Raw genomic sequence first — 25016 nt, 5'->3', positions numbered from 1 at the left:
TGGTCTTTCGGCGGATATCACGTCATTCAGGGCGAGAAATTGCCAGCCCCGCCCGGCGGGGCGCGACGGAAGCTCGACGGAGGCGAAAAGGCGCGGATGACGGCGAAGGACGGCGCGAAGGCCATGGGCGGCGGCGGGCTGCTCCGACCCGTGGTGCTGGTGGGCATGATGGGCTCGGGCAAGACCGCGATCGGCCGCGCCCTGTCGACCCGCCTGGGATGCGGTTTCGTGGACAGCGACGCCGCGATCGAGGAGGCCGCGGGCCGCACCATCGCCGAGATCTTCGCGCGCGACGGCGAGGCCTTCTTTCGCGCGCGCGAAAGCGAGGTGCTGTCGCGGCTGCTCGCGGCCGGGCCGCGCGTCATCTCGACCGGCGGCGGCGCCTATCTCGCGCCGCAGAACCGCGCGCTCATCGCGGAGCGCGGCGCGGCGCTCTGGCTCGATGCGGATCTCGATCTTCTGTGGGAGCGCGTCCGCCACAAATCGACCCGGCCTTTGCTGCGCACCGCCGATCCGCGCGCAACGCTGGCGCGGCTGCTCGATGAGCGGCGCGACATCTACGCGCAGGCCGAGCTGCGGCTCACCGCGCAGGCCGGGGATTCGATCGACCGCACCACCGACCGCGTGATCGAGCTTCTCGCCACCCGCCCCGATATACTGGAGACCCGCCGATGACCGCACCACAGACCGCCACCGTCCGGGTCGACCTGCCGGGGCGCGCCTATGACATTCATGTCGGCGCCGGGCTTACGGCGCAGGCCGGGCGGCACATCGCGCCGCTGCTGCGGCGCAGCCGCGTCGCCATCGTGACCGATGAGACGGTGGCGCGGGCGCATCTGGCCACGCTGATCGAGGGGCTGGCCGCCGATGGCATCGAGGCGGTGAGCCTTGCCCTGCCCGAAGGCGAGGCGACCAAGTCTTGGGACGGGCTGGCGCGCGCCACCGAATGGATGATCGAGAACCGGGTCGAGCGCGGCGATCTCGTGGTCGCTTTCGGCGGTGGCGTGATCGGCGATCTCGCGGGCTTTGCCGCCGCGATCATGCGGCGCGGCGTCCGCTTCGTGCAGATCCCGACCACGCTGCTCGCGCAGGTCGACAGCTCGGTCGGCGGCAAGACCGGCATCAACACCGCGCAGGGCAAGAACCTCGCCGGGGCGTTCCACCAGCCCGCGCTCGTGCTCGCCGATATCGCGCTTCTCGACACGCTGCCCGAGCGCGAATTCCTGTCGGGCTATGGCGAGGTGGTGAAATACGGGCTGCTGGGTGATGCCGAATTCTTTGCATGGCTGGAGACCCATGGCCCGCGCCTGCGCGACGGCGACGCAGCGGCGCGGCTCGAAGCGGTGCGCCGCTCCTGCGAGATGAAGGCCGAGATCGTGATGCGCGACGAGACCGAGCAGGGCGACCGGGCGCTGCTCAATCTCGGCCATACCTTCTGCCACGCGCTGGAGGCGGCGACGGGCTATTCGGACCGGCTCAGGCATGGCGAGGGGGTGGCGATCGGCTGCGCGCTTGCCTTCGATCTTTCGGCCCGGCTGGGCCTGTGTTCGCAAGAAGAGCCGAGCCGCCTGCGCGCGCATCTCGCCGAAATGGGCATGCGCGCCGAGCTGCGCGACATTCCGGGCGATCTGCCGGGGCCCGAGTCGCTGCTCGAACTGATGGGGCAGGACAAGAAGGTGAAGGAAGGCGTGCTGCGTTTCGTGCTGGCGCGCGGCATCGGTCACGCATTCGTGACCTCCGATGTGCCGCGCGAGGCCGTGATCGAGGTTCTGCGCGCGAGTGCCGCCGGGTAATCGGCAGAGTGCCGCCGAAAGGCGGGCAGGATTCTGCGCGTGCACGGCGTCGGGGCTGCGCATTTTTGTGCAATCGTATTGAACACTTAACTGCGCCATGTGTTCGTCATGGGCGCACCGGTAAAGCCGGGCGTCTGCCGCGGTCGCTTCCTCCCCGAACTTGGGCGGCCGGGCAATGTACGAACAGGAGCTACAGATGATGACCAAGACCCTCACCTCCGCGCTGGCCCTCGGCCTGCTCTCCGCCCCCGCCTTTGCCGGTGGCCTGGCCATGCCCGTCGCCGACCCGGTGGCCCCGACCGCGCCCGTCGCCGTCGCCCCCGCTCCGGTCGCCGTGAGCGATTGGACCGGTTTCTATGCCGGTGGTCAGCTCGGCTATGGCGAGACCGAAGCCGATGACGACAGCTTCGACGATGACGGCTCGGTCTATGGTGCCCAGCTCGGCTACGACTACGACTTCGGCAAGCTCGTCCTCGGTGGCGAAATCTCCTATGCCGGCGCCGAGATCGAAGACGAGGCCACCGGCAACGAGATCGACGGCATCGCCGCCGCCAAGCTGCGCGCGGGCTATGACGCGGGCGCCTTCCTGCCCTACGTGACCGCGGGCTACGCCAGCGCCTACACCGCCGACGAGATCGACGGTGAGGACCAGTTCGACGGCTATGTCTACGGTGCCGGTGTCGACTACAAGGTCACCGAGAACGTCACCGTCGGTGCCGAAGTGCTCAAGCACGAGTTCGAAGACCTCGGTGACACCGATCTCGACGCGACCACCGCCGCCGCGCGCATCTCCTACCGCTTCTGATCGAACGGCCCGGCCAACCGCCGGGCCGCTCGAAGAACCGCACGAGGAAAAAGGGGGCCGGTCACGGCCCCCTTTTTTCCGCCAGCTCGCCCGCCAGCGCGAGCAGCCGGGCCAGCGCCGCCTCGAGCCGCGCGTCCTCGACCGTCAGCGCCACCCTCACATGCCCCCGCGCCGCCTGGCCGAAGCTTTCGCCGGGCATGACGGCGATCCGCTCGCGCTCCAGCAGCGCCTCGGCAAAGGCTTCGCCCGACAGCCCCGTCGCGCGGATGTCGAGCAGCGCATACATCGCGCCCTGCATCGGCACGGCGCGCACCACCTCCTGCGCCGCGACAAGCCGCCGCGCGATCTCGCGCCTGCGCCGGAAGGGGGCGGCGATCTCGGCCTCGAAGACAGGCCCGAGCCGCAACGCGTGCAGCGCCGCATCCTGTATGAAACCCGGAAGGCCATAGGTCATGTTGGTGGCGAGATCCTCGAGCGCCACGATCGCCTCCGCCGGGCCGATGATCCAGCCGACGCGGCTGCCGGTCATGGCATGGCCCTTGGACATCGAGCCCACGACCAAGCTGCGTTGGGCGAGGCCGGGCAGGGCGCGCGGGCTCAGATGCGCGCCTTCCCAGACCTGCCCCTCATAGACCTCGTCGGAAATCAGCCACAGGTCGCGCCGCTCGCAGACCGCGCCGATCCGCTCCAGCGCCGCGCGGTCATAGACCGCGCCCGTGGGGTTGTTGGGGCTGTTGATCAGCAAGGAGCGCACCGGGCCGCCCGCCGCGTCGATCGCCGCCTCGATATCCCCGGCTTGCGGCACGAAGCCGTGCTCGGGCCGCGCCGCCACCGCGATCGCCCTTGCGCCGGCCGCGCGCAGCGTGCCGGGATAGGTCGCGTAATAGGGATCGACATAGAGCGCGGCGTCGCCCGGCTCGCAGGCCGCCATATGGGCCATGAACAGCCCGGCCTGACCGCCGGGCACCACCAGCACGTTCTCGGGCGTGGTGGCGACACCGCTTTGCGCGGCCACGCGGTGGGCGATCTCGGCCCGCAGCGCATCGGTCCCGGCCACGGCGGCGTATCCGGTATGGCCGCCGCGCGCGGCGCGGTCCATCGCGTCGAGAATGCGCGGGTCGGTGCGGATGTCGTGCTCGCCGATGGTCAGCTCGACCACGGGCACGCCGGAGGCGATCATCCGGCGCGCCTTGCGAAACAGGTCCCACCCGTCCGAGCCGCCGTCATTGATGCGCGTGATGCGATGCGAAAGTTCCATGGCATGCAAAAGGGCGCGCCCGCGCGCGGCTGTCAACGCCCGAGACGCTGGACGCGGGGGGATGCGGCTGCTAGATCGCATCCCATGACGAGCACGAGCATCATTATCGGCTGCATCATTTCCTGCTGACTTGCGTCACGCGGGCCGCTCTCACGTTTTCCAGATGGAACACAGGATCAGCCCGCCGGCGTCACCGCCTGCGAGGCCCACATGACGACGATCCGCCTGCACGACACCAAGACCCGCCGCAAGGTGGAGTTCGCGCCGATCGACCCCAAGGACGTCCGGCTCTATGTCTGCGGGCCGACGGTCTATGACCGGGCGCATCTGGGCAATGCCCGCCCCGTGCTGGTCTTCGACCTGCTCTACCGGCTGCTGCGCGAGGTTTACGGGCCCGATCACGTCACCTATGCGCGCAACTTCACCGACGTCGATGACAAGATCAACGCCCGCGCGGCCCAGACCGGCCGCCCGATCCGCGAGATCACCGACGAGACGATCCTGTGGTACCATCAGGACATGGACGCGCTTGGCGCGCTGCGCCCCGATCACGAGCCGCGCGCCACCGATTACGTGGGCCAGATGGTCGCGATGATCGAGCGGCTGGCGCTGGCGGGCCATGCCTATGCCGCCGAAGGCCACGTGATGTTCTCTGTCGCGAGCTACGAGCAATACGGCGCGCTCTCGGGCCGCGATGTCGAGGACATGATCGCCGGCGCCCGGGTCGAGGTCGCGCCCTACAAGCGCGACCCGATGGATTTCGTGCTGTGGAAGCCCTCGGGCGAGGGCGAGCCCGGCTGGGACGGCCCGGTGATCGAGGGCGAGAGCGTGGGCCATGGCCGCCCCGGCTGGCACATCGAATGCTCTGCCATGTCCTATCAGCTCTTCGGGGCGAGCTTCGACATCCATGGCGGCGGCATCGATCTGCAATTCCCGCACCACGAGAACGAGATCGCGCAAAGCGCCTGCGCCCACCCGGAGGGCGATTTCGCCAATATCTGGATGCACAACGAGATGCTGCAGGTCGAGGGCCGGAAGATGTCCAAGTCGCTGGGCAACTTCTTCACCGTGCGCGACCTGCTGGAGCGCGGCGTGCCTGGCGAAGTGATCCGCCTCGTCATGCTCGGCACGCATTACCGCAAGCCGATGGACTGGACCGAGGAGAAGCGGGCCGAGGCCGAGGCGACATTGCGTCGTTGGTATAGGATTGCTGCTACGGCACAGAATGGTGGAAATGTGTACGTAGGCGTTCTGAACGCTCTCGGTGACGATTTAAACTCCGCAGGCGCTATCGCAGAAATTCATCAACTGGCATTGGCTGAAGATGCATCCACCCTCCGGGCCAGTTTGCAATTCATGGGCTTCATGGAAGACCGCATACCCGCTTGGGCCACGACACCGGAGGTCGATTTGTCCAGTTGGGTGTCCAAGGTTACGACTGCGCGTTCGAAAGCCATGGAAAATAAGGATTTCGCCGAAGTAGATCGGCTGAAAGCTGTGCTCAAGGAAGCTGGCGTCGAGGTTCGAATGTCGAAGGCGGGTGTAGAGCTTGTGCCCGGCCCCGGCTTCGACGCGGCCAAGCTGGAGGGGCAGGCATGACCGACAGGCTCTATCTCTACGACACCACGCTGCGCGACGGGCAGCAGACCCAAGGGGTCCAGTTCTCCACCCGCGAGAAGATCCAGATCGCCGAGGCGCTCGACGCGCTCGGCGTCGATCACATCGAGGGCGGCTGGCCCGGCGCCAACCCGACCGACAGCGAGTTCTTCGAGAGCCGCCCCGAGACGCGCGCCACCATCACCGCCTTCGGCATGACCAAGCGGGCCGGGCGCTCGGCGGAGAACGACGACGTGCTGGCCGCGGTGCTCAACGCCGACACCCGCTCGGTCTGCATCGTCGGCAAGACGCATGATTTCCACGTCACCACGGCGCTGGGCATCACGCTCGAGGAAAACCTCGCCAATATCCGCGACTCCATCGCCCATATCGTGGCGCAGGGGCGCGAGGCGCTGTTCGATGCCGAGCATTTCTTCGACGGCTGGAAGGCCAACCCCGATTACACCCTCTCGGCCATCCGCGCCGCCTATGACGCCGGCGCGCGCTGGATCGTGCTGTGCGACACCAATGGCGGCACCATGCCCGACGAGGTCGCGGCCATCACCCGCGCGGTGGTCGAGGCGGGCATCCCGGGTGACCGGCTCGGCATCCACTGCCATGACGACACGGGCCAGGCCGTGGCCTGCTCGCTCGCCGCCGTGGAGGCGGGCGCGCGGCAGATCCAGGGCACGCTGAACGGGCTGGGCGAGCGCTGCGGCAACGCCAACCTCACCACGCTGATCCCGACGCTGCTGCTGAAAGAGCCCTATGTGTCGACGCTGCACACCGGCGTGACCTTCGAGGCGCTCCGCGGGTTGCGTCATGCGTCGCGGCTTCTGGACGACATCCTCAACCGCGTGCCTTCGAAACAGGCCCCCTATGTCGGCGCCTCGGCCTTCGCGCACAAGGCCGGGCTGCATGCCAGCGCCATCGCCAAGGACCCCTCGACCTACGAACACATCGAGCCTTCGCTGGTCGGCAACAGCCGCATCGTGCCGATGTCGAACCAGGCCGGGCAATCGAACCTGCGCGAGCGATTGCTGCGCGCGGGCATCAAGGTCGAAAAGGGCGACCCGGCGCTGGCGCGCATCCTCGACCGGATCAAGGACCAGGAATCGCGCGGCTATTCCTACGACACGGCGCAGGCGAGCTTCGAGCTTCTCGCGCTCGACGAGCTGGGCCGCCTGCCGGACTTCTTCGAAGTGAAGCGCTACCGTGTCACCGTCGAGCGCCGCCGCAACAAGCGCGGGCGCATGGTGTCGCTCTCCGAAGCGGTCGTCGTGGTGAAGATCGGCGGCGAAAAGGTGATGAGCGTCTCCGAAAGCGCGGGACCCGACGGCTCGGACCGCGGCCCGGTCAACGCGCTCAGCCGCGCGCTGGGCAAGGATCTCGGCCCCTACCAGTCGATCATCGACGACGTGCATCTCGTGGACTTCAAGGTGCGCATCACCGATGGCGGCACCGACGCCGTCACCCGAGTCATCATCGACAGCGAGGACGGGCAGGGCAACCGCTGGTCCACCGTCGGCGTTTCGGCCAACATCGTCGATGCGAGCTTCGACGCATTGGTCGACGCCATCCGCTGGAAGCTGGTGCGCGACAATGCCGAGCCGGTCGCGCGGGTCTGAGGCCGGGTTTGCGTATTTTCGGAAAGATGAACGGGGGGCGCGCATGAGCATCGAAGCCTGTGCCGGGCTGGTCGAGCGCGGCGATCCCGACCGCTTTCGCGCGGCGATGGCGGCCCCCGTGGCTGCGCGCGAAAAGCTGTTTCCGCTCTATGCCTTCAATCTCGAAGTGGCGCGCGCGCCCTTCGTGACCAAGGAGGCCATGATCGCGGAGATGCGCCTGCAATGGTGGCGCGACGTGATCGAGGAGATCGTCTCAGGTGCGCCCGCGCGCGCGCATGAGGTGGCGGCACCGCTGAGCCGGGTCGTGCGCGAAGCGGAGCTGCCCGAGGCCGCGCTCGACGCGCTGGTCGCCGCGCGGCGTTGGGACATCTATGCCGATCCCTTCGCGGATCAGGCCGCGCTCGACGCGCATCTCGACGCGACGGCGGGCGGGCTGATGTGGCTTTCGGCCAAGGCGCTGGGCGCGAGTGACGACGAGGAGGCCGCGATCCGGCGGGCCGGGTTCGGGCATGGCGTGGCGCTGTGGCTCATGGCGATCCCCGGCTTCGAGGAGCGGGGCAAGCGGCCCTTGGTCGACGGGCGGCCCGAGGCGGTGCGCGAACTGGCCCGGCGCGGCCTCGCGGCGCTGCGCGAGGCGCGAAAGGCCCGGATCTCGAAGCAGGCCGTGCCCGCCCTGCGCGCGGGCTGGCAGGCCGAAGGGGTGCTGAAGCGCGCGATCGCCGATCCGCGCCGCGTGGCCGAAGGGGCGCTTGGCGCCGGTCCCGCGGGCGCGAGCGGCAGCCTCGCGCTCAAGGCGCTCACGGGGCGCTGGTAACCCGCGCCCGGCGCAGCCGAAGCCAGACCAGCGCGCCGCCCGCCAGCGCCAGCGCCGGGAACATCGCCGCGTTGACCGAGAACCAGCCCTGCGCGGGCAAACCGCCCGAGCAGTTCATCAACCCGCCCGAGGCGAGCGAGGCCAGCGTCACGAAGCCGAACACCACCGTGTCGTTGAGCCCCTGAACCACGCCGCGCTCGTCGGGGCGATGCTCTGCCGTCAGCATCGCGGTGGCGCCGATGAAGCCGAAATTCCAGCCAAGGCCCAGCAGGATCAGGTCGCCATAAAACAGCGGCAGCGCCGTGCCCATGAGACCGGTCAGACCCGCAAGGCCAAGGCAGGCCAGCCCCGCGCCGACCACCTTCGGCGCGCCGAACCGCGCGATCAGGTGGCCGGTGAAGAAGGACGGCACGAACATCGCCAGCACATGGGCCGAGACGATGTCATTGGCGTGATCGCGCCCATGCCCCATGCCGACCACCGCCAGCGGGGTCGAGGTCATCACGAGGTTCATCAGCCCGTAGGCCACCATGGCGCACAGGATCGCCACCAGGATGCCCGGCTCGCGCAGCAGCGCGCGGCGCGACCGCGCGGGCCGCGGCGCGACCTGCGGATCGGCCCGCGTGCCCGCGGGCAGGTCGAGCCCGAGAAACAGGAACAGCCCCCCGAGATTGAGCGCCATAACCGCGAGGTAGCTGCCGAGAAACGGCACGGCAAAGGCATCGAGCACCGCCTTGTTGAGCTGCGGCCCGATGATCGCCGCGCCAAGACCGCCCGCCATCACCCAGGAAATCGCCTTGGGGCGGAAGCTGTCCGAAGCGCTGTCGGCAGCGGCGAAGCGATAGAAGCCCTGCGCCGACATGTAGATGCCGGTCACGTAGGAGCCCGCCAGCACCAGCGCGAAAGACCCCATGACAAGGCCCAGCGCCGCCAGCGCCGCCCCGAGCGCCCCCGCCAGGCCGCCGATCACGAAGCCAAAGCGCCGTCCGCGCCGCTGCATCAGCGGCGACAGCCATGGCGCGGTGGTCATGGAGCCGAACACGATGAGCGAGATCGGCAGCGTCGCAAGGCAGGCATTGGGCGACAACTCCGCCCCGACCAGACCGCCGATCACGAAGAGGATCGGCATCTGCGCACCCAGGATCGCTTGAGCCGCGACCAGAAAGGCGGTGTTGCGCTTCGCGCGGTGATCGTCGGAGATAAGTGCTGATGTCATGCTTTACCGGTAGCGCCCATTGGCGCGCCTGTCACGCCCGATCGATCAGATGCGCGAAGGAGCCGAAGACTCGGCCTTCGCGAAGCCCCATCGGCGGCAGTTCCATGCCCTCGGCATCGCGCGCTTCGAACAGCGCATCGCCTTCGGCCGATACCGTTGTGGCGTAGTGAAACTCATGCGCCGCCCACGCGCCCGCGAAAGGCCCCTGCGCCGTCTTTACCTGCCGATAGCCCAAGTGCAGTTTCCGCGTTGCAAAGGAGGTGGAGAGGCGCAGCAGCCCGGCCATGCGATGCGGCCTGCCTTCGGCATCGGTCAGGCATTCGCCCAAGACCATGTAGCCGCCGCATTCTCCATATATATCATTTGCTTCAGGTGCGTTTCGCAGGCTTTGCATGAAGGTATCGGCTGCCGCCAGCCGCCCTGCATGAAGCTCAGGGTATCCGCCCGGCAGCAGCACGAGATCGGCCTTCGGGACGGCCTCGTCGGCCAATGGCGAAAATGGCAGGATCTCGGCGCCGCGGCTGCGCCAATCGGCCAGGAGATGCGGATAGGCGAAGGCGAAGGCGCGGTCCTGCGCCAGGGCGATCCGCTGCGCCGGGGGGGACAGACGCGGCCCCTCGCAAGAGGGCATGGCCGCAGCGGTCGAGGCCAGCGCCGCCAGCCCGTCGAGGTCGAGATGCCCCTCCACGAGATCGGCGGCACAGTCGAGAAAGGCATCGAGATCGGGGCGCTCATGCGCCTGCACCAGCCCCAGATGCCGCGAAGGATGCGCCAGCTGCGCATCGCGCGGCACGGCGCCAAGCACCTTCACGCCGATGCCCGACAGGGCGCGCCGCAGCATCGCCTCGTGCCGGGGCGAGCCGACGCGGTTGAGGATCACGCCACCGATGCTCACCGCCGGATCGAACCCGGCAAAACCCGCGACCAGCGGCGCCACGGACTGCGCCATGCGCGCCGCATCGATCACGAGCACCACCGGCAGGCCGAGCATCCGCGCCAGATCGGCGCTTGCGCCGCGCCCCTCGGGCGGCGCGCCGTCGAACAGGCCCATGGCCCCCTCGACCACCAATGTGTCAGAGCCACCCGCCAGCGCGACGATCCGGTCAGGGCCCATGGCCCAGGCGTCGAGGTTGAAGCAGGGCGCGCCGCAGGCGGCCTCGTGAAAGCGCGGATCGATGTAGTCGGGGCCCGATTTCGCGCCCCTGACCGCCACCCCGCGCCGCGCCCATGCGCGCAAGAGCCCGAGCGTCACCGTCGTCTTGCCCGAGCCCGAGGAGGGGGCGGCGATCAGCAGGCCGGGCATCAGCCCTGCTCGGCGGGCCGTCCGCGTCCCAGCGGGTCGAGATCGCGCGGGGGCTCGCCCGCGAGTTGCCCCTGCCAGTCGAGCACCTGCCGCATCAAGGCCGCGCGGCCGATGCAGATGATCGCGGGCGGCTCGAGCCGGCTCGCGGCGATGTCCTCGGCCATCCGGTCGAGCCGGGTTTCCAGCACCTGCTGCGTGGGCGTCGTCGCGCCCGCCACCACGGCCACCGGCTCCGCCCCGGGCCGACCCGCGGCCAGCAGCGCCTTGGCGATGGCGGCGGCGTGCTTCATCCCCATGTAGATCACGATCACCTGGCTGCCGCGCGAGATCGCGGCCCAATCGAGCGAGGCGGGCGTCTCGCCCGACTGGTCGTGGCCGGTGACGAAGGTCACCGACTGGTTCACGTCGCGATGCGTCACGGGGATGCCCGCATAGGCCAGCCCGCCGATCCCGGCGCTGATGCCGGGGATGATCCGCACCCGCACCCCATGCTGCACCAGCGTCTGCGCCTCCTCGCCGCCGCGCCCGAAGACGAAGGGATCGCCGCCCTTGAGCCGCAGCACGCGCCGCCCGGCGCGGGCGAGATCCACGAGCCTGAGCGAGATGTCGCGCTGCTTGGCCGAAGGCTTGCCGCCGCGCTTGCCGGCATAGATCTTCTCGGCCTCGGGCGCCCAGTCGAGTATGCGCTCGTCGACCAGCGCGTCATAGACGATCACGTCGGCCTGCCTGAGCGCGTTGAGCGCGTGCAGCGTGAGCAGGCCCGGATCGCCGGGCCCCGCGCCGCACAGCCAGACCCAGCCGGGTTCGAGAGCGGGCCAATGATGGGCGGGAAGGGAGATCGAGTCGGTCATGGCCTCGTTATTGCCGCGCGCCGGGCGCGAGGAAACCCCGGATGCGCTTTCCACCCGCGCACAGCGCGCCTAATGTCGCCCCATGAGCAATTCCGCCCCCCTTCGCCGCGGCTGGACCACCGGCGCCTGCGCCGCCGCCGCGACGCGGGCGGCGCTTCTGCGGCTGTGGGGGGGCGACTGGCCAAGCGAGGTCTCGATCACCCTGCCGCGCGGTGAGACGCCGGTCTTCGCGGTAACCCATCGCGACGAAGGACCGGGCTGGGCCGAGGCGGGGATCGTCAAGGATGCGGGCGACGACCCGGACGTGACGCATGGCGCGCTGATCGTGGCGCGAGTGCGGGCGGGCGCGGGCGGCGTGACCTTTCGCGCGGGCGAGGGCGTGGGCATGGTGACCAAACCCGGCCTGCCGATCCCGGCGGGCGAGCCCGCGATCAACCCGGTGCCGCGCGCCATGATGGAGGAGGTGGTGGCCGAGATCGCCGCCGATCTCGCCCGCGCGCCGGATGTGGAGATCACCATCTCCGTGCCAGGCGGCGCGGCGCTGGCGGGAAAGACATGGAACCCCCGGCTGGGGATAACGGGAGGCATCTCCATCCTCGGCACCACCGGCATCGTGCGCCCCTTTTCCTGCGCCGCCTGGATCGCCTCGATCCATCGCGGCGTCGACGTGGCGCGCGCAGCGGGGCTGGGCCATGTCGCGGGCTGCACCGGGGCGACGTCGGAGAGGGTTGTGCAGGGGCTCTACGGCCTGCCCGATCACGCGATGCTCGACATGGGCGATTTCGCGGGCGGGATGCTGAAATACCTCGCCAAGCACCCGGTGCCGCGCGTCACCATCGGCGGCGGCATCGGCAAGATCACCAAGCTGGCGCAGGGCGCGGTGGATCTGCATTCGGCGCGCTCACAGATCGATTTCGAGGCATTGGCCGATCTCGCGGGCCTGCCCGGCATCGCAGGGGCCAACACGGCGCTGGAAGCGTCCCGCATGGCCCCCGATCTGGGGCAGCGCGTGGCCCGAGCGGCGCTGGCGCGGCTGGCTGAACGCTTCGGCACGGCGCAGGATGGCAGCCCCATCGCTTTCGACGTGGTGGTGATTGACCGGGCGGGCGCGATACTGGGGCGCGCCTCGTGACGGTGCTGGTGCTCGCCGGCACGCGCGAGGGGCGCGAGATCGCCGCCGGTCTGGCGGCGCGCGCCATCCCGGTGCTGGCCTCGCTCGCCGGGCGCACGCGGCGGCCGCTGGAGGCAGGCGTGCCGCTGCACACGGGCGGCTTCGGCGGCGCGCAAGGGTTCCGCGAGACAGTGGCGGCGCAGGGCATCGAGGCGGTGATCGACGCCACGCATCCCTTTGCGGAGGCCATCACGGAGCGCACCGCCCGGATCTGCGCCGAGGACGGCCTGCCGCATGTGATCCTCCGCCGCCGCGGCTGGCAGCCCGGCCCGGGGGATGATTGGACGCGGATCGCGCGCGAGGCCGATCTCGCGGATCACGTGCCGCGCGGCGCTACCGTGTTCCTGGCCACGGGACCGCAGCGGCTCGAGGCCTTCACCGGGCTGGAGGGCCGCCGCGTGCTGTGCCGCCGGATCGATCCGGCGCCGGGGCCGTTTCCCCATGAGAACGGCGATTGGGTCGTCTCGCGCCCGCCCTTTTCGGTGGATGACGAAACGGCGCTGTTCTCGCTTCTGGGCGTCGACGTGCTGGCGACCAAGGATTCGGGTGGTGAGGACGGGCGCGCCAAGCTCGACGCGGCGCGCGCGCTGGGGCTGAAGGTCGTGCTGCTCGACCGGCCGCCGCTGCCCGAAGGCGCGCGCATGGTCGAAACGGTGGAGGCGGCATTGAACTGGGCGGAGAATTTGTGAGCGAACGCATCATCACCCATGAGGACCACGTCGCCGAAGGCGCGGCGTGGCTGGCACAGAACACCGACCATTTCGCGCGGCTGCTGGAGATCACCGGCCCGCTGCCGCTGCGCCGCACGCCCGACGGCTTCGGCCAGCTTTGCTCGGCCATCGTCAGCCAGCAGGTCTCCACCGCCTCGGCCCGCGCGATCCGCGGGCGGCTGGAGGCGGCCGACCTGATGCGCGCCGAAACCATCGCAAGCGCCGATGACGAGGCCTTGCGCGCCTGCGGGCTCAGCCGTCAGAAGATGCGCTACCTGCGCGCGCTCGCGGCCTCCGGCATCGATTTCGAGCGCCTGCGCGACGCCCCCACCGACGAGGTCGTCTCGACCCTGACCGCCGTGACCGGCATCGGCGTCTGGACGGCCGAGATATACGCCATGTTCGCGCTGGGCCGGGCGGATGTCTTCGCCCCCGGTGATCTGGCCTTGCAGGAAGGGGCGCGGCATCTGCTGGGGCTGGAGGAGCGGCCCAAGGAGCGGGCCTTGCGCGAGATCGCGCGGCAATGGTCGCCCTGGCGCGCGGTTGCGGCACGCGGCTTGTGGGAATACTACCACCACGTGAAGGGCAGGGAAGGAATCCTATGACGCGCGCATTGCAATCGGGCCGGGTGGAGCCGCAGAGCGGCGAGTTGCGCTCGGCGGTGATCTTCCTGCATGGCTATGGCGCCAATGGTGCCGATCTGCTGAGCCTCGCCGAGCCCTTGGCCGAGCACATGCCCGACACGCTGTTTCTCGCCCCCGACGCGCCCGAGGCCTGCATCGGCGCGCCGATGGGCTTTCAGTGGTTTCCGATTCCCTGGATCGACGGGTCGAGCGAGGAGGAGAGCCGTCAGGGGCTCCAGCGCGCCGCCGACGATCTCAACGCCTTTCTCGACGGCGTCATGGTCGACGAGGACCTGCTGCCCGAGCAGGTGATGGTGGTGGGCTTTTCCCAAGGCACGATGATGGCGCTGCACGTGCTGCCGCGCCGCGAGGACCCGGTCGCGGGGCTCGTGGCCTTTTCGGGGCGGCTTTTGGAGCCCGAGCTTCTGGCCGACGAGGTGCAGAACCGCCTGCCGATCCTGCTGGTGCATGGCGACATGGACGAGGTGGTGCCGCCGCAATCGCTCCCCGAGGCGGCGCAGGCGCTGCAGGAGGCGGGCTGGACCGATCTTTATGCCCATGTGATGAAGGGCACCGCGCATGGCATCGCACCCGACGGGCTCGAAGTGGCGCTGGCCTTCATGCGCGAGCGCCTCGGCATCACCCGCTGAGCGCACCGCCCGCCGCAGCCGTCATCCCGGTGTCATCCGCCGCTGTCATCTTCGACGTGGCGGGGACACGACCTTGGCACTTGCCAGCTTCTCGCCGCCAGATATAGTCGATGTACGGCAGGAGCGGGGCTCCCGCTCTGGTCGTCCGGATAGGGCTGCGAGAGCGAGGACGGACTCAACAATGCAAGGCGACTTCAGAACCGAATTCGTACGCGATCCGGTGGGGCTCAGGCAGCATCCCGCGCTGGTGCTCAACGCCGATTACCGCCCCTTGTCCTATTATCCGCTGTCGCTCTGGCCCTGGCAGGAGGCGGTGAAGGCGGTGTTTCTCGACCGGGTCGACATCGTCGCCGAATACGAGGCGGAGGTGCATTCGCCCTCCACGGTGATCCGAATACCCTCGGTGGTGGTTCTCAGAGATTATGTAAGACCTCAGAAGCGCGTGGCTTTCACGCGCTTCAATCTTTTTCTGAGGGATGGTTTCCGCTGCCAGTATTGCGGCTCGAAGGGCGATCTGACCTTCGACCACGTGATCCCGCGCGCCCGTGGCGGGGTGACGAGCTGGGAGAATGTCGTCGCGGCTTGCGCACCGTGCAATCTGCGCAAAGGCTCCAAGAGCCTGCGCCGCTCGGGGCTGAGCCTGCGCCGCGCGCCGCGCCGCCCCGGCGCCGAAGAATTGCGCGACCGCGGGCGCAGCTTTCCGCCCAACCACCTGCATGACAGCTGGGTCGATTTCCTCTATTGGGACGCCGAACTCGAAGCCTGATCGCGCGTTGGTTGCGCGGCCTCGGGGATCGGGTTGCGGCTCGGCTGGCGATGCCTAGACTGCGGCGAAACACGTCGTTATGAGGGCGGCGTTAGCGCTAACTGGCGGCTTTTGGGGCCGCCCAGACGGAGACAGCCATGGTATCGCGCGTCATTCCGGTCGACAATTTCGACCTCGTCATCTTCGGCGGTACCGGCGATCTTGCGCGACGCAAGATCCTGCCGGGCCTGTTCCGCCGCTTCCGCTCGGGCCAGCTGCCCGCCGAGGCCCGCGTCATCGGCGCCGCGCGCTCGGAGATGGACGATGCGGGCTACCGGCAGATGATCCGCGAGGCGATCGCCGAGTTCGGCTCCGAGGAAAAGGAGGATGCCGACGGCATCGACGCCTTCCTCGAACGGCTGCATTACGTCGCCATCGACGCCATGGGCGAGGGCGGCTGGAAGCAGCTGCGCGACCTGATGCGCGACGGCGTCGTGCGCGCCTTCTACTTCTCGGTCGCGCCCTCGCTCTTCGGCGCGCTGGCCGAGCGGCTGCACGAGCATCGCATCGCCGACGGCGAAAGCCGGATCGTGGTGGAAAAGCCCTTCGGCCGCGACCTTGCCTCCGCCAAGGCGCTCAACGCGACGCTGGCCGAGCATTTCGACGAGAGCCAGATCTACCGGATCGATCATTACCTCGGCAAGGAAACGGTCCAGAACCTGATGGCCACCCGCTTCGGCAACGTGCTGTTCGAGCCGCTGTGGAATTCGCATTACATCGATCACATCCAGATCACCGTGGCCGAGACCGTCGGTGTCACCGGGCGCGGCAGCTACTACGACAAGTCGGGCGCGATGCGCGACATGGTGCAGAACCACCTGATGCAGCTTTTGTGCCTGATCGCGATGGAGCCGCCCTCGACCTATGACGCCGACACGGTGCGCGACGAGAAGCTCAAGGTGATCCGCGCGTTGCAGCCGGTGGAGCCGCACCAGGTCGTGCGCGGGCAATACGAGGCCTCGCAGGACGGGCCGAGCTACCGCGAGGATGCCGAGAATCCGCGCAGCTTCACCGAGAGCTTTCTCGCGCTCAAATGCCACATCGCCAATTGGCGCTGGGCCAAGGTGCCGTTCTACATCCGCACCGGCAAGCGCATGAAGGCGCGCTCTTCCGAGATCGCGGTGGTGTTCAAGGATCTCGGCCATTCGATCTTCGAGGGCGACACCGCCCGGCACCGCAACATCCTGTCGATCCAGCTGCAGCCGAACGAGGGGATGGATCTGCAGGTGACGATAAAGGAGCCGGGGCCGGGGGGCATGCGGCTCGTGGATGTGCCGCTCGACATGACCTTTGCCGATGCGCTCGGCCCCGACCAGGAGGCGCCCGACGCCTATGAGCGGCTGATCATGGACGTGATCCGCGGCAACCAGACGCTGTTCATGCGCGGCGACGAGGTCGAGGCGGCCTGGGCCTGGACCGACCCGATCATCGAGGGCTGGGAGGCGCGCAACGACGTGCCCAAGCTCTACGAGGCCGGAACCGCGGGGCCGGAGGATGCGATGATGCTGATGCACCGCGACGGGCGGCGCTGGCGCGAGATCAAGGGCTGAGATCGCGCCCGCCCCCCGCGGCGCGACCGGAACACGAAACCGAAAGGAACCGACGGCATGGAATTCGTCGAATACGCCGACTCCGAGATGATGATGATCGATCTCGCCGACCGGCTGGCGAGCGAGCTGCGCGCGGCGATCGCCGCGGATGGCCGCGCCAGCCTCGCGGTGCCCGGCGGCACCACGCCGGGGCCGGTCTTCGACACGCTCTCGGCCATCTCGCTCGACTGGGACAAGGTGCATGTGATGCTCACCGACGAGCGCTGGGTGCCCGAAAGCTCCGAGCGTTCGAACACCGGCCTGCTCAAGCGGCGGCTGTTCACCGGCGAGGCGGCGCGTGCGCATTACCTGCCGCTCTATGCCGAGGCCGAGTGCCCCGAGGAGAAGCTCGACGAGTTGCAGGCGCAACTCGCGCCGCATCTGCCGCTATCGGTGGTGCTTTTGGGCATGGGCGCGGACATGCACACCGCCTCGATCTTTCCGGGCGCCGATCGCCTCGATGCGGCGCTCAACGGCGACGAAACGCTGGTGGCCATGCGCGCGCCGGGCGCGCCCGAGCCGCGCATCACCCTGTCGGCCAAGGTGCTTCAGGATTCGATGCGCCGTCATATCGTCATCATCGGCGCCGAAAAGCGCGCCGCATTGGAAAAGGCCCAGAGCCTGAGCCCCGAGGAGGCGCCTGTGGCGGCGGTTCTCAAGGGGGCGACGGTGCATTGGGCGGAGAGCTGAGACATGTGGGATGATCTGAAGAGCCGGGCCGATTCCGTGGCCGAGCGCCGCATCGAGACGCTGTTCGAGGATGCCGGCCGCGCGCGCGATTTCTCGGTCAGCGCGCTGGGCATGCTGTTCGACTATGCCAAGACCAATATCGACGCGCCGACGCGCGACGCGCTGATCGCGCTGCTCGACAAGGCCGATGTGGCAGGCCGCCGGGAGGCGATGTTCTCCGGCGCGCCGATCAACGAGACCGAGGGCCGCGCCGTGCTGCACACCGCGCTGCGCAATCTCGATGGCGGGGCGGTGACGGTCGAGAGGCAGGATGTCATGCCCGGCGTGCTCGACACGCTGGGGCGCATGGAAGATTTCGCCCGCAAGGTGCGCTCGGGCGCATTCACCGGGCAGGGCGGCGCGATCACCGATGTGGTCAATATCGGCATCGGCGGCTCCGATCTCGGCCCGGCCATGGCCGCGACGGCGCTTGCCCCCTATCACGACGGGCCGCGCTGCCATTTCGTCTCCAACGTCGATCCGGCCGACATCGCCGATGTGCTGGCCTCCTGCGACCCCGAGACGACGCTGGTGATCGTCGCCTCCAAGACCTTCACCACCATCGAGACGATGACCAATGCCCGCACCGCCAAGGCGTGGATGGGGCAGGCGGTCTCGGATACCGGCGCGCAGTTCGCCGCGCTCTCGACCGCCGCAGACAAGACCGCCGATTTCGGCATCGCGCCCGAGCGGGTCTTCGGCTTCGAGGATTGGGTCGGCGGGCGCTACTCGATGTGGGGGCCGATCGGCCTGTCGCTGATGATCGCGATCGGGCCGGAGGCGTTCCGCGCCTTCCTGCGCGGCGGCGAGGCGATGGACCGGCATTTCCGCGCAGCACCCTGGCAGCAGAACATGCCCGCCATGCTGGCGCTGGTGGGCATGTGGCACAATCAGGTTCTGGGCCACGCCACCCGTGCGGTGCTGCCCTATGACAACCGCCTCGCGCGGCTGCCCGCCTATCTCCAGCAGCTGGAGATGGAGAGCAACGGCAAGCGCGTCTCGATGGATGGCGAAGAGCTGCCCTATGAGAGCGGCCCCGTGGTCTGGGGCGAGCCGGGCACCAATGGCCAGCACGCCTTCTACCAGCTGATCCACCAGGGCACGCGGGTCGTGCCGTGCGAGTTCCTCGTTGCGGCCGAGGGCCACGAGGAGGGGCTGGAGCACCAGCACCGGCTGCTCATCGCCAACTGCCTCGCGCAGTCCGAGGCGCTGATGAAGGGCCGCGATCTCGACGAGGCGCGCGAGAAGGTCGCGGGCAAGTTCGAGGGCGACGAGCTGGAGCGGCAGGCCAGGCACCGCGTCTTCCCCGGCAACCGCCCCTCGACCACGCTGGCCTATCCGAAGCTCGATCCCGAGACGCTGGGCAAGATCATCGCGCTCTACGAGCACCGGGTCTTCGTCGAGGGCGCAGTTCTGGGCATCAACTCCTACGATCAGTGGGGCGTGGAGCTGGGCAAGGAGCTGGCCACGGCGCTGCAGCCGATCGTCGACGGAGAAGAGAGCGCCGATGGCAAGGATGGCTCCACCGCGCAGCTCGTGGGCTTCCTGCGCGCCAACGGCACCTGACGGGGCGACCGTCCGCTTTCGATGAGAACAGGGGGCGGTCGCCATGCGCGCCGCCCCCTTTCATCTTTCTTCAAATACGCAAATCCCCCCATCTGCCACCCGCGCGCCCGGCGGCGGGCCGGGCGACATGCGTATTTGGAGAAAGATGAAAGGGATGGCGCGCGCTACAAAGGTGCGGTTCAGACCGCCGCGGTGACGATGATCTCGACGCGGTATTCCGGCGCGGCGAGCTTCGATTCGCCGGTGTAGCGGGCGGGGGCGTGGCCCTCGGGCACCCATTCGTCCCAAGCCGCGTTCATCGCCTCGAAATCCGTCATGTCGGCGAGCCAGATCTGTGCCGTCAGCAGCCGGGTCCTGTCGGTTCCCGCCAGCGCCAGCAGGCGGTCGATCTCGGCCAGGGTCTCGCGCGTCTGCGCGCCCGCGTCATTGGCCGGGCCTTCGATCTGGCCCGCGAGATAGGCGATGCCGTTATGGACGACGACCTGGCTCATGCGGGCGTCGGTCTCGTGGCGGATGATGTCTGTCATGGAGGGCTCCCTGTGGTGGTGACCGGCGGGAGAAGATGGAGCGGGTAACGGGAATCGAACCCGTAACTGAAGCTTGGGAAGCTTTCGTGATACCTTTTCACCATACCCGCGCGCTCTGGCCCCGAGGTAGCCGCGCCGCCCGCTCTCGTCAAGCGGGTTTCGCGCCCCGGGGCCTTGGGTCAGGGTCTGGCGCGCCTGCGCCGCCGCCCGCCGCCCTCGCCGCCGCTGCCCGCGTTGAAGCTCGGCTCGGGCAGGGGCTGCGCGGCGCGCAGGCCCTCGAAGCCGGCCGTGGCGTGGGGGATGGCGTTGGCGGCGACGAAATGCTCCTGAAAACGCGGCTCGATCGCGGTTTCGACCTTGGTGATCTCGCGCACCAGCGTCTCGACCTCGCGCCGCGCGGCGATCGAGCACAGAGCGATCCGCGCGCCGGTGCCGGCGGCGTTGCCCGCGCTGGTGACCTTTTCGACCGCCACGTCGGGAATCATGCCCAGAACCAGCGCGTGCTTGGGGCTGATATGCGCGCCGAAGGCGCCCGCCAGCACCACCCGGTCGACCGCCTCGACCCCGCGCTCATCCATCAGGAGCCGCGCCCCGGCGTAGAGCGCCGACTTGGCGAGCTGGATCGCGCGGATGTCGCCTTGCGTGACGGTGATGCGCGGCCCGCCCGCCTCCGTGCCGTCATGGATCAGGTAGGCATGGGTGCGGCCTTCGGCGATCATCCGTTCCGTGCCGGTCTGCTCGGCCGAGCCGATCAGCCCGCGCGCGTCCAGTAGCCCCGCGATGCGCATCTCGGCCACCGCCTCGATGATGCCCGAGCCGCAGATCCCGGTGACCCCGCCGGGGCCGACCTCCTCCCAGAAGCCCGGCTCGTCGGACCATGTGTCGCAGCCGATGACGCGAAAGCGCGGCGTCTTGGTCTCGGGGTCGATCCTGATCGCCTCGATCGCGCCGGGGGCGGCGCGCTGGCCGGAACTGATCTGCGCGCCCTCGAAGGCCGGGCCGGTGGGCGAGGAGCAGGCCAGCACCCGCGCCCGGTCGCCGAGCAGGATCTCGGCATTGGTGCCGACATCGACCACCAGCACCAGATCGTCGGACTGGTCGGGCCGCTCGGAGAGCGCCACGGCCGCGGCATCCGCGCCCACATGCCCCGCGATGCAGGGCAGCACATAGACCTGCGCGCCCGAATTGATCGCGCCGAGATCGAGATCGCGGGCGGGCAGGCTCATGGCATCCGATGTGGCGAGCGCGAAGGGCGCCTGGCCCAGCTCCACCGGATCGACGCCGAGCAGCAGGTGGTGCATCACCGGGTTGCAGACGAAGACCGCCTCGACGATGTCGCGCATGTCGATCCCGGCCTCGGTGGCCAGTTCGCGGGCGAGATCGTCGATCGCCGCGCGCACGGCGGCGGTCATCTCCGCCGCGCCGCCCTCGTTCATCATCGCGTAGCTGACGCGGCTCATCAGGTCTTCGCCAAAGCGGATCTGCGGGTTCATCACCCCCGCCGAGGCCGCGACATGGCCGTCTTCGAGCGAGGTCAGATGCGCGGCGACGGTGGTCGAGCCGAGGTCGATGGCGAGCCCCCAGAGCGGCTCGGACCGAAAGCCGGGCCACAGATCGATGATGCTCTGCGCGCCGTCCTCGGCGTCGTGATGCAGCGCGACGGTCACCTCCCAATTGCCCTTGCGCAGCGCCTGCTGCAGCTTGGCCAGCACCGGCGGCGCGACGTCGATCCTGTCGATCCGCCACTGGTGGCGCAGCGCCTCCGTCAGCCGTTCGAGATCGCCGCGCGGCTCGTGCATGTCGGGCTCGGAGACGGTGACGAAGTATTTGCGCGTCGCCGGGTCCATGACGATGGGCCGCGCATCGGCGGCCTTGCGCACCACCTGCCGATGCACCTGGCTTTCAGGCGGCACGTCGAGCACGATGTCGGAATTGATCTGCGCCTGGCAGCCGAGGCGGCGGCCGGGCTTGAGCCCGCGGATGCGGTCATAGCGCTCCTCGACGGCGTTGACCTCGCTCAGCGCATCCTCGGCCACGGTGACGCCGTGCTTGGAGAACTGCCCGCGGCCGGGGCTGACCTGGCATTTCGAGCAGATGCCGCGCCCGCCGCAGACGCTGTCGAGATCGACGCCGAGACGGCGCGCGGCGGTCAGCACGGTGGTGCCGGCGGGCACCCGGCCGCGCTTGCCCGAGGGGGTGAAGATGACGAGCGGATCCTGGGTCATGGCGGGCCTTTCGCGCGGCGTGGTCTCGGGGCGGACCATAGGCGATTGCGCCGGGAGGGAAAGGGCACGAAGGCGGCGGGGCGGCGCGCGGATGCGACAGGCCGCTTTCGCCCTTTCCCCCCGGGAAGAACGGTGCGATAGGGACGTGCCAAACGAAGCATCCCAAAGGAGTGGTCCCGATGGAGATTCGCGAGGCACTGACCTTCGATGACGTTCTTCTGGTTCCCGCCGCATCGAGCGTCCTGCCGTCCACGGCCGACACCCGCACACAGGTGACGCGCGACATCGCCATGAACATCCCGCTCTTGTCGAGCGCGATGGACACGGTGACCGAGGCGCGCATGGCGATCTGCATGGCCCAGGCCGGCGGCATCGGCGTGGTGCACCGCAACCTGAGCGTGGCCGAGCAGGCCGACCAGATCCGGCAGGTGAAGCGCTTCGTTTCGGGCACCGTATACAACCCGATCACGCTCACCCCCGACCAGACGCTCGCCGATGCGCGCAAGCTGATGGAGCAGTATTCCGTCACCGGCTTTCCGGTGGTGGATGCGGAGGGCCGCGTGGTCGGCATCGTCACCAACCGCGACATGCGCTTTGCCGCCGATGACGCGACGCCGGTCAAGGCGATGATGACCTCCGAGGATCTGGCCCTCCTGCGCGAGCCCGCCGATCTCGACGAGGCGCGCAGCCTGATGAAGGCGCGCCGGATCGAGAAGCTGCTCGTCACCGACGAGGAGGGCCGTCTGACCGGCCTCCTGACGCTGAAGGACAGCGAGCAGGCCGTCCTGAACCCCTCGGCCTGCAAGGACCGGCTGGGCCGCCTGCGCGCCGCCGCCGCCTCCACCGTGGGCGATGCGGGCTTCGAGCGCTCGATGGCGCTGGTCGAGGCGGGCGTCGACATCGTGGTGATCGACACCGCGCATGGCCATTCCGAGGGCGTGGCCGAGGCGGTGCGCCGGCTCAAGCGCGAGGCGGGCGAGGTGCAGATCATGGCCGGCAACGTCGCCACCGCCGAGGCGACGCGCGCGCTGATCGACGCGGGCGCGGATGCGGTCAAGGTCGGCATCGGGCCGGGCTCGATCTGCACAACGCGGATGGTGGCGGGCGTCGGCGTGCCGCAGCTCACCGCGATCATGGATTGCGCGCAGGCCGCGGGCGACGTGCCGGTGATCGCCGATGGCGGCATCAAGTTCTCGGGCGATTTCGCCAAGGCGATCGCGGCGGGGGCCTCCTGCGCCATGGTCGGCTCGATGATCGCGGGCACCGATGAGAGCCCGGGCGAGGTGATCCTCTACCAGGGCCGGACCTTCAAATCCTATCGCGGCATGGGCAGTCTCGGCGCCATGGCGCGCGGCTCGGCCGACCGCTACTTCCAGAAGGACGCCGCTTCCGACAAGCTCGTGCCCGAAGGGATCGAGGGGCAGGTGCCCTACAAGGGCACGGCCAATGCGGTGGTGCACCAGCTGGTGGGCGGCCTGCGCGCCGCGATGGGCTATACCGGCCACCCGACGGTCGCGGCGATGCGGGGCAACTGCAATTTCGTCAAGATCACCGGCGCCGGGCTCAAGGAAAGCCACGTGCACGACGTGCAGATCACCCGCGAAAGCCCGAACTACCGGATCGGCTGAGCCTTGTTTTCGGGTGCCGGCCGGAGGCTGCTCCGGTCGGCACCCCGTATTCTTTTGCCCGTCCCGGTCGCCAGTCGCGTTCGCGTCGGGCATTCGGATCCGGGCCATGCGAGGGTCGCCGCGAGCTCTCTCCGCCGCACAGATATCCGAAGCCTGGCGATCGGTAGTCTTTTCATACCGCCCCGCCGATGAGCTGCGGCCTTCATTCCCGGCCTCCGTGGGTATAGAGCATGGCCCGAAACGGCGGATGGGCATGAGATGATGCGGCAGGACGGAATGCAGATGGCACCGGGGGGCAGGATGGCATCGTTCGGGCCGATCTTGGGGGTGGACCGGTGACCCCGGCCGCGCGCGTCGCCGCCGCGATCGGGGTTATCGATGATTGCCTTGCCGGGATGCCGGTCGAAAAGGCGTTGCTGCGCTGGTCGCGCGGCAGCCGCTACGCGGGCTCCAAGGATCGGGCCGCGGTGCGCGATCACGTCTTCGACGGCTGGCGGCGCAGGCGGTCGGCCGCCCATGCCGGCGGAGCGCAGACGGGCCGGGGGATCATGATCGGGTTGCTGCGCGAGGATGGCGCGGATCTCGATCTCGTCTTCACCGGGCAGGGGCACGCGCCCGCCGCGCTGTCATCGGCGGAAGAGGCGGCCCCCACCGATCCGCCCCCGGCGGCGGTGGCGCATGACCTGCCCGATTGGCTCTGGCAGCGCTTCGAGGCCGATCTCGGCCCCCGGGCCGGGCCTGCCGCCCTTGCGCTGCGCAGACGGGCGCCGGTCTATCTGCGCGTCAATCCGCGCCGCGCCGATGCCGCCACCGCGATCGAGGCCCTTGCGCAGGAGGGCATTGCTGCCGCCGCGCATGAGACGGTCGAGGGCGCCCTGCGGGTGATCTCGGGCGAAAGGGCGCTGTCGCGCAGCCGCGCCTTCACCGATGGCCCTGTCGAGCTGCAGGACGCCTCGTCGCAGGCCGCGATGCTGCGCCTGCCGCTGCGCGATGGCCAGAGTGTGCTTGACTATTGCGCCGGTGGCGGCGGCAAGGCGCTGGCGCTGGCCGGGCGGGCAGAGGTCGCGGTGACGGCGCATGACATCAGCGCCGCGCGCATGCGCGACATCCCCGCCCGCGCGGCGCGCGCAGGCGTGCGGATCGAGCTGGCCGAAGATCCCGGGGCGGCGCGCTACGACCATGTGCTCGTCGATGCGCCATGCTCGGGCAGCGGCACATGGCGCCGCGACCCGGATGGCAAGTGGCGGCTGACCCCGGAGGCGCTGCGCGATCTCGCGCAGCTGCAGGCGCGGCTGCTCGATGAAGCGCTCGCGCATGTCGCGCCGGGCGGCAGCCTGAGCTATGCGACCTGCTCGGTGCTGCACGAGGAAAACGACGCGATCGTCACCGGTTTTCTGGAGCGCCACCCCCATTGGCGCCTGTGCGACCGGATGCAGAGATGGCCCGACGAGGCGGGCGACGGCTTCTTTCTGGCAAGGTTCGAGCAGGGCTGAGCCGTATTCCTTAACCCGGTGTTAGTGTTTTTGGCC

The 25016-nt window shown here is 69.3% G+C and carries 22 protein-coding genes and 1 tRNA gene; 16 read left to right on the top strand and 7 right to left on the bottom strand.

Translation table 11 applies throughout. The features are described from left to right. Positions 1–96: 96 nt before the first annotated feature. The 3 genes from CJ301_RS01655 to CJ301_RS01645 all read left to right on the top strand — a co-directional run bounded on the left by CJ301_RS01655 (position 97) and on the right by CJ301_RS01645 (position 2598). On the top strand, positions 97–675 hold the full coding sequence (locus CJ301_RS01655; protein WP_254050032.1) for a shikimate kinase: 579 nt from the start codon (positions 97–99) through the stop codon (positions 673–675). Further along, the gene (aroB, locus tag CJ301_RS01650) at positions 672–1793 is read left to right on the top strand and encodes a 3-dehydroquinate synthase (RefSeq protein WP_099273551.1); all 1122 of its coding nucleotides are present in this window, start codon (positions 672–674) and stop codon (positions 1791–1793) included. The genes CJ301_RS01655 and aroB overlap by 4 nt, the downstream gene beginning before the upstream one ends. A 196-nt stretch (positions 1794–1989) precedes the next feature. Then, positions 1990–2598, top strand: coding sequence for an outer membrane protein (locus tag CJ301_RS01645; protein ID WP_254050031.1), 609 nt, complete (start codon positions 1990–1992; stop codon positions 2596–2598). A gap of 61 nt (positions 2599–2659) precedes the next feature. On the opposite strand, the gene CJ301_RS01640 is transcribed toward CJ301_RS01645, so the two are convergent. Then, positions 2660–3856: a pyridoxal phosphate-dependent aminotransferase gene (locus CJ301_RS01640; protein ID WP_099273549.1), complete on the bottom strand. Its 1197-nt coding sequence runs from the start codon at positions 3854–3856 to the stop codon at positions 2660–2662. Positions 3857–4066: 210 nt separating this feature from the next. Between CJ301_RS01640 and cysS the strand changes: the two genes are divergently transcribed. The 3 genes from cysS to CJ301_RS01625 are packed head-to-tail and all read left to right on the top strand — an operon-like array spanning position 4067 to position 7894. Beyond that, positions 4067–5455 carry a cysteine--tRNA ligase gene (gene cysS, locus CJ301_RS01635; RefSeq protein WP_099273547.1) on the top strand — a complete coding sequence of 463 codons (1389 nt, stop codon included), beginning with the start codon at positions 4067–4069 and terminating at the stop codon, positions 5453–5455. Further along, complete coding sequence (gene cimA, locus CJ301_RS01630; RefSeq protein WP_099273545.1) at positions 5452–7080, top strand: citramalate synthase; 1629 nt, start codon at positions 5452–5454, stop codon at positions 7078–7080. Before cysS ends, cimA begins: the two co-directional genes overlap by 4 nt. Before the next feature lie 43 nt (positions 7081–7123). Then, positions 7124–7894 (top strand): squalene/phytoene synthase family protein, encoded by a 771-nt coding sequence (locus CJ301_RS01625; protein ID WP_099273543.1) that lies wholly within the window; start codon positions 7124–7126, stop codon positions 7892–7894. Here the strand turns inward: CJ301_RS01625 and CJ301_RS01620 are convergent. Genes CJ301_RS01620 through cobA form a run of 3 tightly spaced genes read right to left on the bottom strand, consistent with a single transcriptional unit; the run spans position 7878 to position 11264 of the window. After that, positions 7878–9110 carry an MFS transporter gene (locus CJ301_RS01620; protein WP_099273541.1) on the bottom strand — a complete coding sequence of 411 codons (1233 nt, stop codon included), beginning with the start codon at positions 9108–9110 and terminating at the stop codon, positions 7878–7880. The genes CJ301_RS01625 and CJ301_RS01620 overlap by 17 nt on opposite strands. 31 nt (positions 9111–9141) lie before the next feature. Next, positions 9142–10413 carry a cobyrinate a,c-diamide synthase gene (locus CJ301_RS01615; protein ID WP_099273539.1) on the bottom strand — a complete coding sequence of 424 codons (1272 nt, stop codon included), beginning with the start codon at positions 10411–10413 and terminating at the stop codon, positions 9142–9144. After that, positions 10413–11264 carry a uroporphyrinogen-III C-methyltransferase gene (cobA, locus tag CJ301_RS01610; protein ID WP_099273537.1) on the bottom strand — a complete coding sequence of 284 codons (852 nt, stop codon included), beginning with the start codon at positions 11262–11264 and terminating at the stop codon, positions 10413–10415. The genes CJ301_RS01615 and cobA overlap by 1 nt, the downstream gene beginning before the upstream one ends. 82 nt (positions 11265–11346) lie before the next feature. On the opposite strand from cobA, the gene CJ301_RS01605 reads away from it, so the two are divergent. The 8 genes from CJ301_RS01605 (at position 11347) to pgi (ending at position 19107) form a co-directional block, all read left to right on the top strand. Beyond that, on the top strand, positions 11347–12396 hold the full coding sequence (locus tag CJ301_RS01605; RefSeq protein ID WP_099273535.1) for a cobalt-precorrin-5B (C(1))-methyltransferase: 1050 nt from the start codon (positions 11347–11349) through the stop codon (positions 12394–12396). Then, positions 12393–13124 (top strand): cobalt-precorrin-6A reductase, encoded by a 732-nt coding sequence (locus CJ301_RS01600; RefSeq protein ID WP_099273533.1) that lies wholly within the window; start codon positions 12393–12395, stop codon positions 13122–13124. The genes CJ301_RS01605 and CJ301_RS01600 overlap by 4 nt, the downstream gene beginning before the upstream one ends. Then, positions 13121–13750, top strand: a complete 630-nt coding sequence (locus CJ301_RS01595) for a DNA-3-methyladenine glycosylase family protein (protein ID WP_254050030.1) — start codon at positions 13121–13123, stop codon at positions 13748–13750. The genes CJ301_RS01600 and CJ301_RS01595 overlap by 4 nt, the downstream gene beginning before the upstream one ends. Further along, positions 13747–14418, top strand: a complete 672-nt coding sequence (locus CJ301_RS01590) for an alpha/beta hydrolase (RefSeq protein WP_099273529.1) — start codon at positions 13747–13749, stop codon at positions 14416–14418. Before CJ301_RS01595 ends, CJ301_RS01590 begins: the two co-directional genes overlap by 4 nt. Before the next feature lie 181 nt (positions 14419–14599). Continuing rightward, positions 14600–15184, top strand: a complete 585-nt coding sequence (locus CJ301_RS01585) for an HNH endonuclease (RefSeq protein WP_099273527.1) — start codon at positions 14600–14602, stop codon at positions 15182–15184. 137 nt (positions 15185–15321) lie between these two features. Beyond that, entirely contained in the window at positions 15322–16773 is a 1452-nt protein-coding gene (gene zwf, locus CJ301_RS01580; protein WP_099273525.1) for a glucose-6-phosphate dehydrogenase, read from the top strand. Positions 16774–16830: 57 nt separating this feature from the next. Next, on the top strand, positions 16831–17502 hold the full coding sequence (pgl, locus tag CJ301_RS01575) for a 6-phosphogluconolactonase (protein ID WP_099273523.1): 672 nt from the start codon (positions 16831–16833) through the stop codon (positions 17500–17502). A 3-nt stretch (positions 17503–17505) separates the two neighbouring features. Next, complete coding sequence (pgi, locus tag CJ301_RS01570) at positions 17506–19107, top strand: glucose-6-phosphate isomerase (RefSeq protein WP_099273521.1); 1602 nt, start codon at positions 17506–17508, stop codon at positions 19105–19107. 179 nt (positions 19108–19286) lie between these two features. On the opposite strand, the gene CJ301_RS01565 is transcribed toward pgi, so the two are convergent. The 3 genes from CJ301_RS01565 to CJ301_RS01555 form a co-directional block, all read right to left on the bottom strand. Next, positions 19287–19634, bottom strand: coding sequence for a RidA family protein (locus CJ301_RS01565; RefSeq protein WP_099273519.1), 348 nt, complete (start codon positions 19632–19634; stop codon positions 19287–19289). 36 nt (positions 19635–19670) lie between these two features. Next, positions 19671–19744 (bottom strand) — tRNA-Gly (locus tag CJ301_RS01560). A gap of 69 nt (positions 19745–19813) precedes the next feature. Next, positions 19814–21859 (bottom strand): ASKHA domain-containing protein, encoded by a 2046-nt coding sequence (locus tag CJ301_RS01555; protein ID WP_099274156.1) that lies wholly within the window; start codon positions 21857–21859, stop codon positions 19814–19816. 179 nt (positions 21860–22038) lie between these two features. On the opposite strand from CJ301_RS01555, the gene guaB reads away from it, so the two are divergent. Both guaB and CJ301_RS01545 read left to right on the top strand, forming a co-directional pair. Next, positions 22039–23487: an IMP dehydrogenase gene (gene guaB / locus CJ301_RS01550; RefSeq protein WP_099273517.1), complete on the top strand. Its 1449-nt coding sequence runs from the start codon at positions 22039–22041 to the stop codon at positions 23485–23487. Positions 23488–23822: 335 nt separating this feature from the next. Then, entirely contained in the window at positions 23823–24980 is a 1158-nt protein-coding gene (locus CJ301_RS01545; RefSeq protein WP_099273515.1) for an RsmB/NOP family class I SAM-dependent RNA methyltransferase, read from the top strand. The last annotated feature ends 36 nt before the right edge of the window (positions 24981–25016 follow it).

It is taken from the genome of Limimaricola cinnabarinus (genome assembly GCF_002723615.1).
In the GTDB taxonomy this organism is placed as follows: Bacteria; Pseudomonadota; Alphaproteobacteria; order Rhodobacterales; family Rhodobacteraceae; genus Limimaricola; species Limimaricola cinnabarinus_B.
Note: the sequence above shows the minus strand (reverse complement) of the source record. Positions and strands in the feature narration are given on the sequence as shown.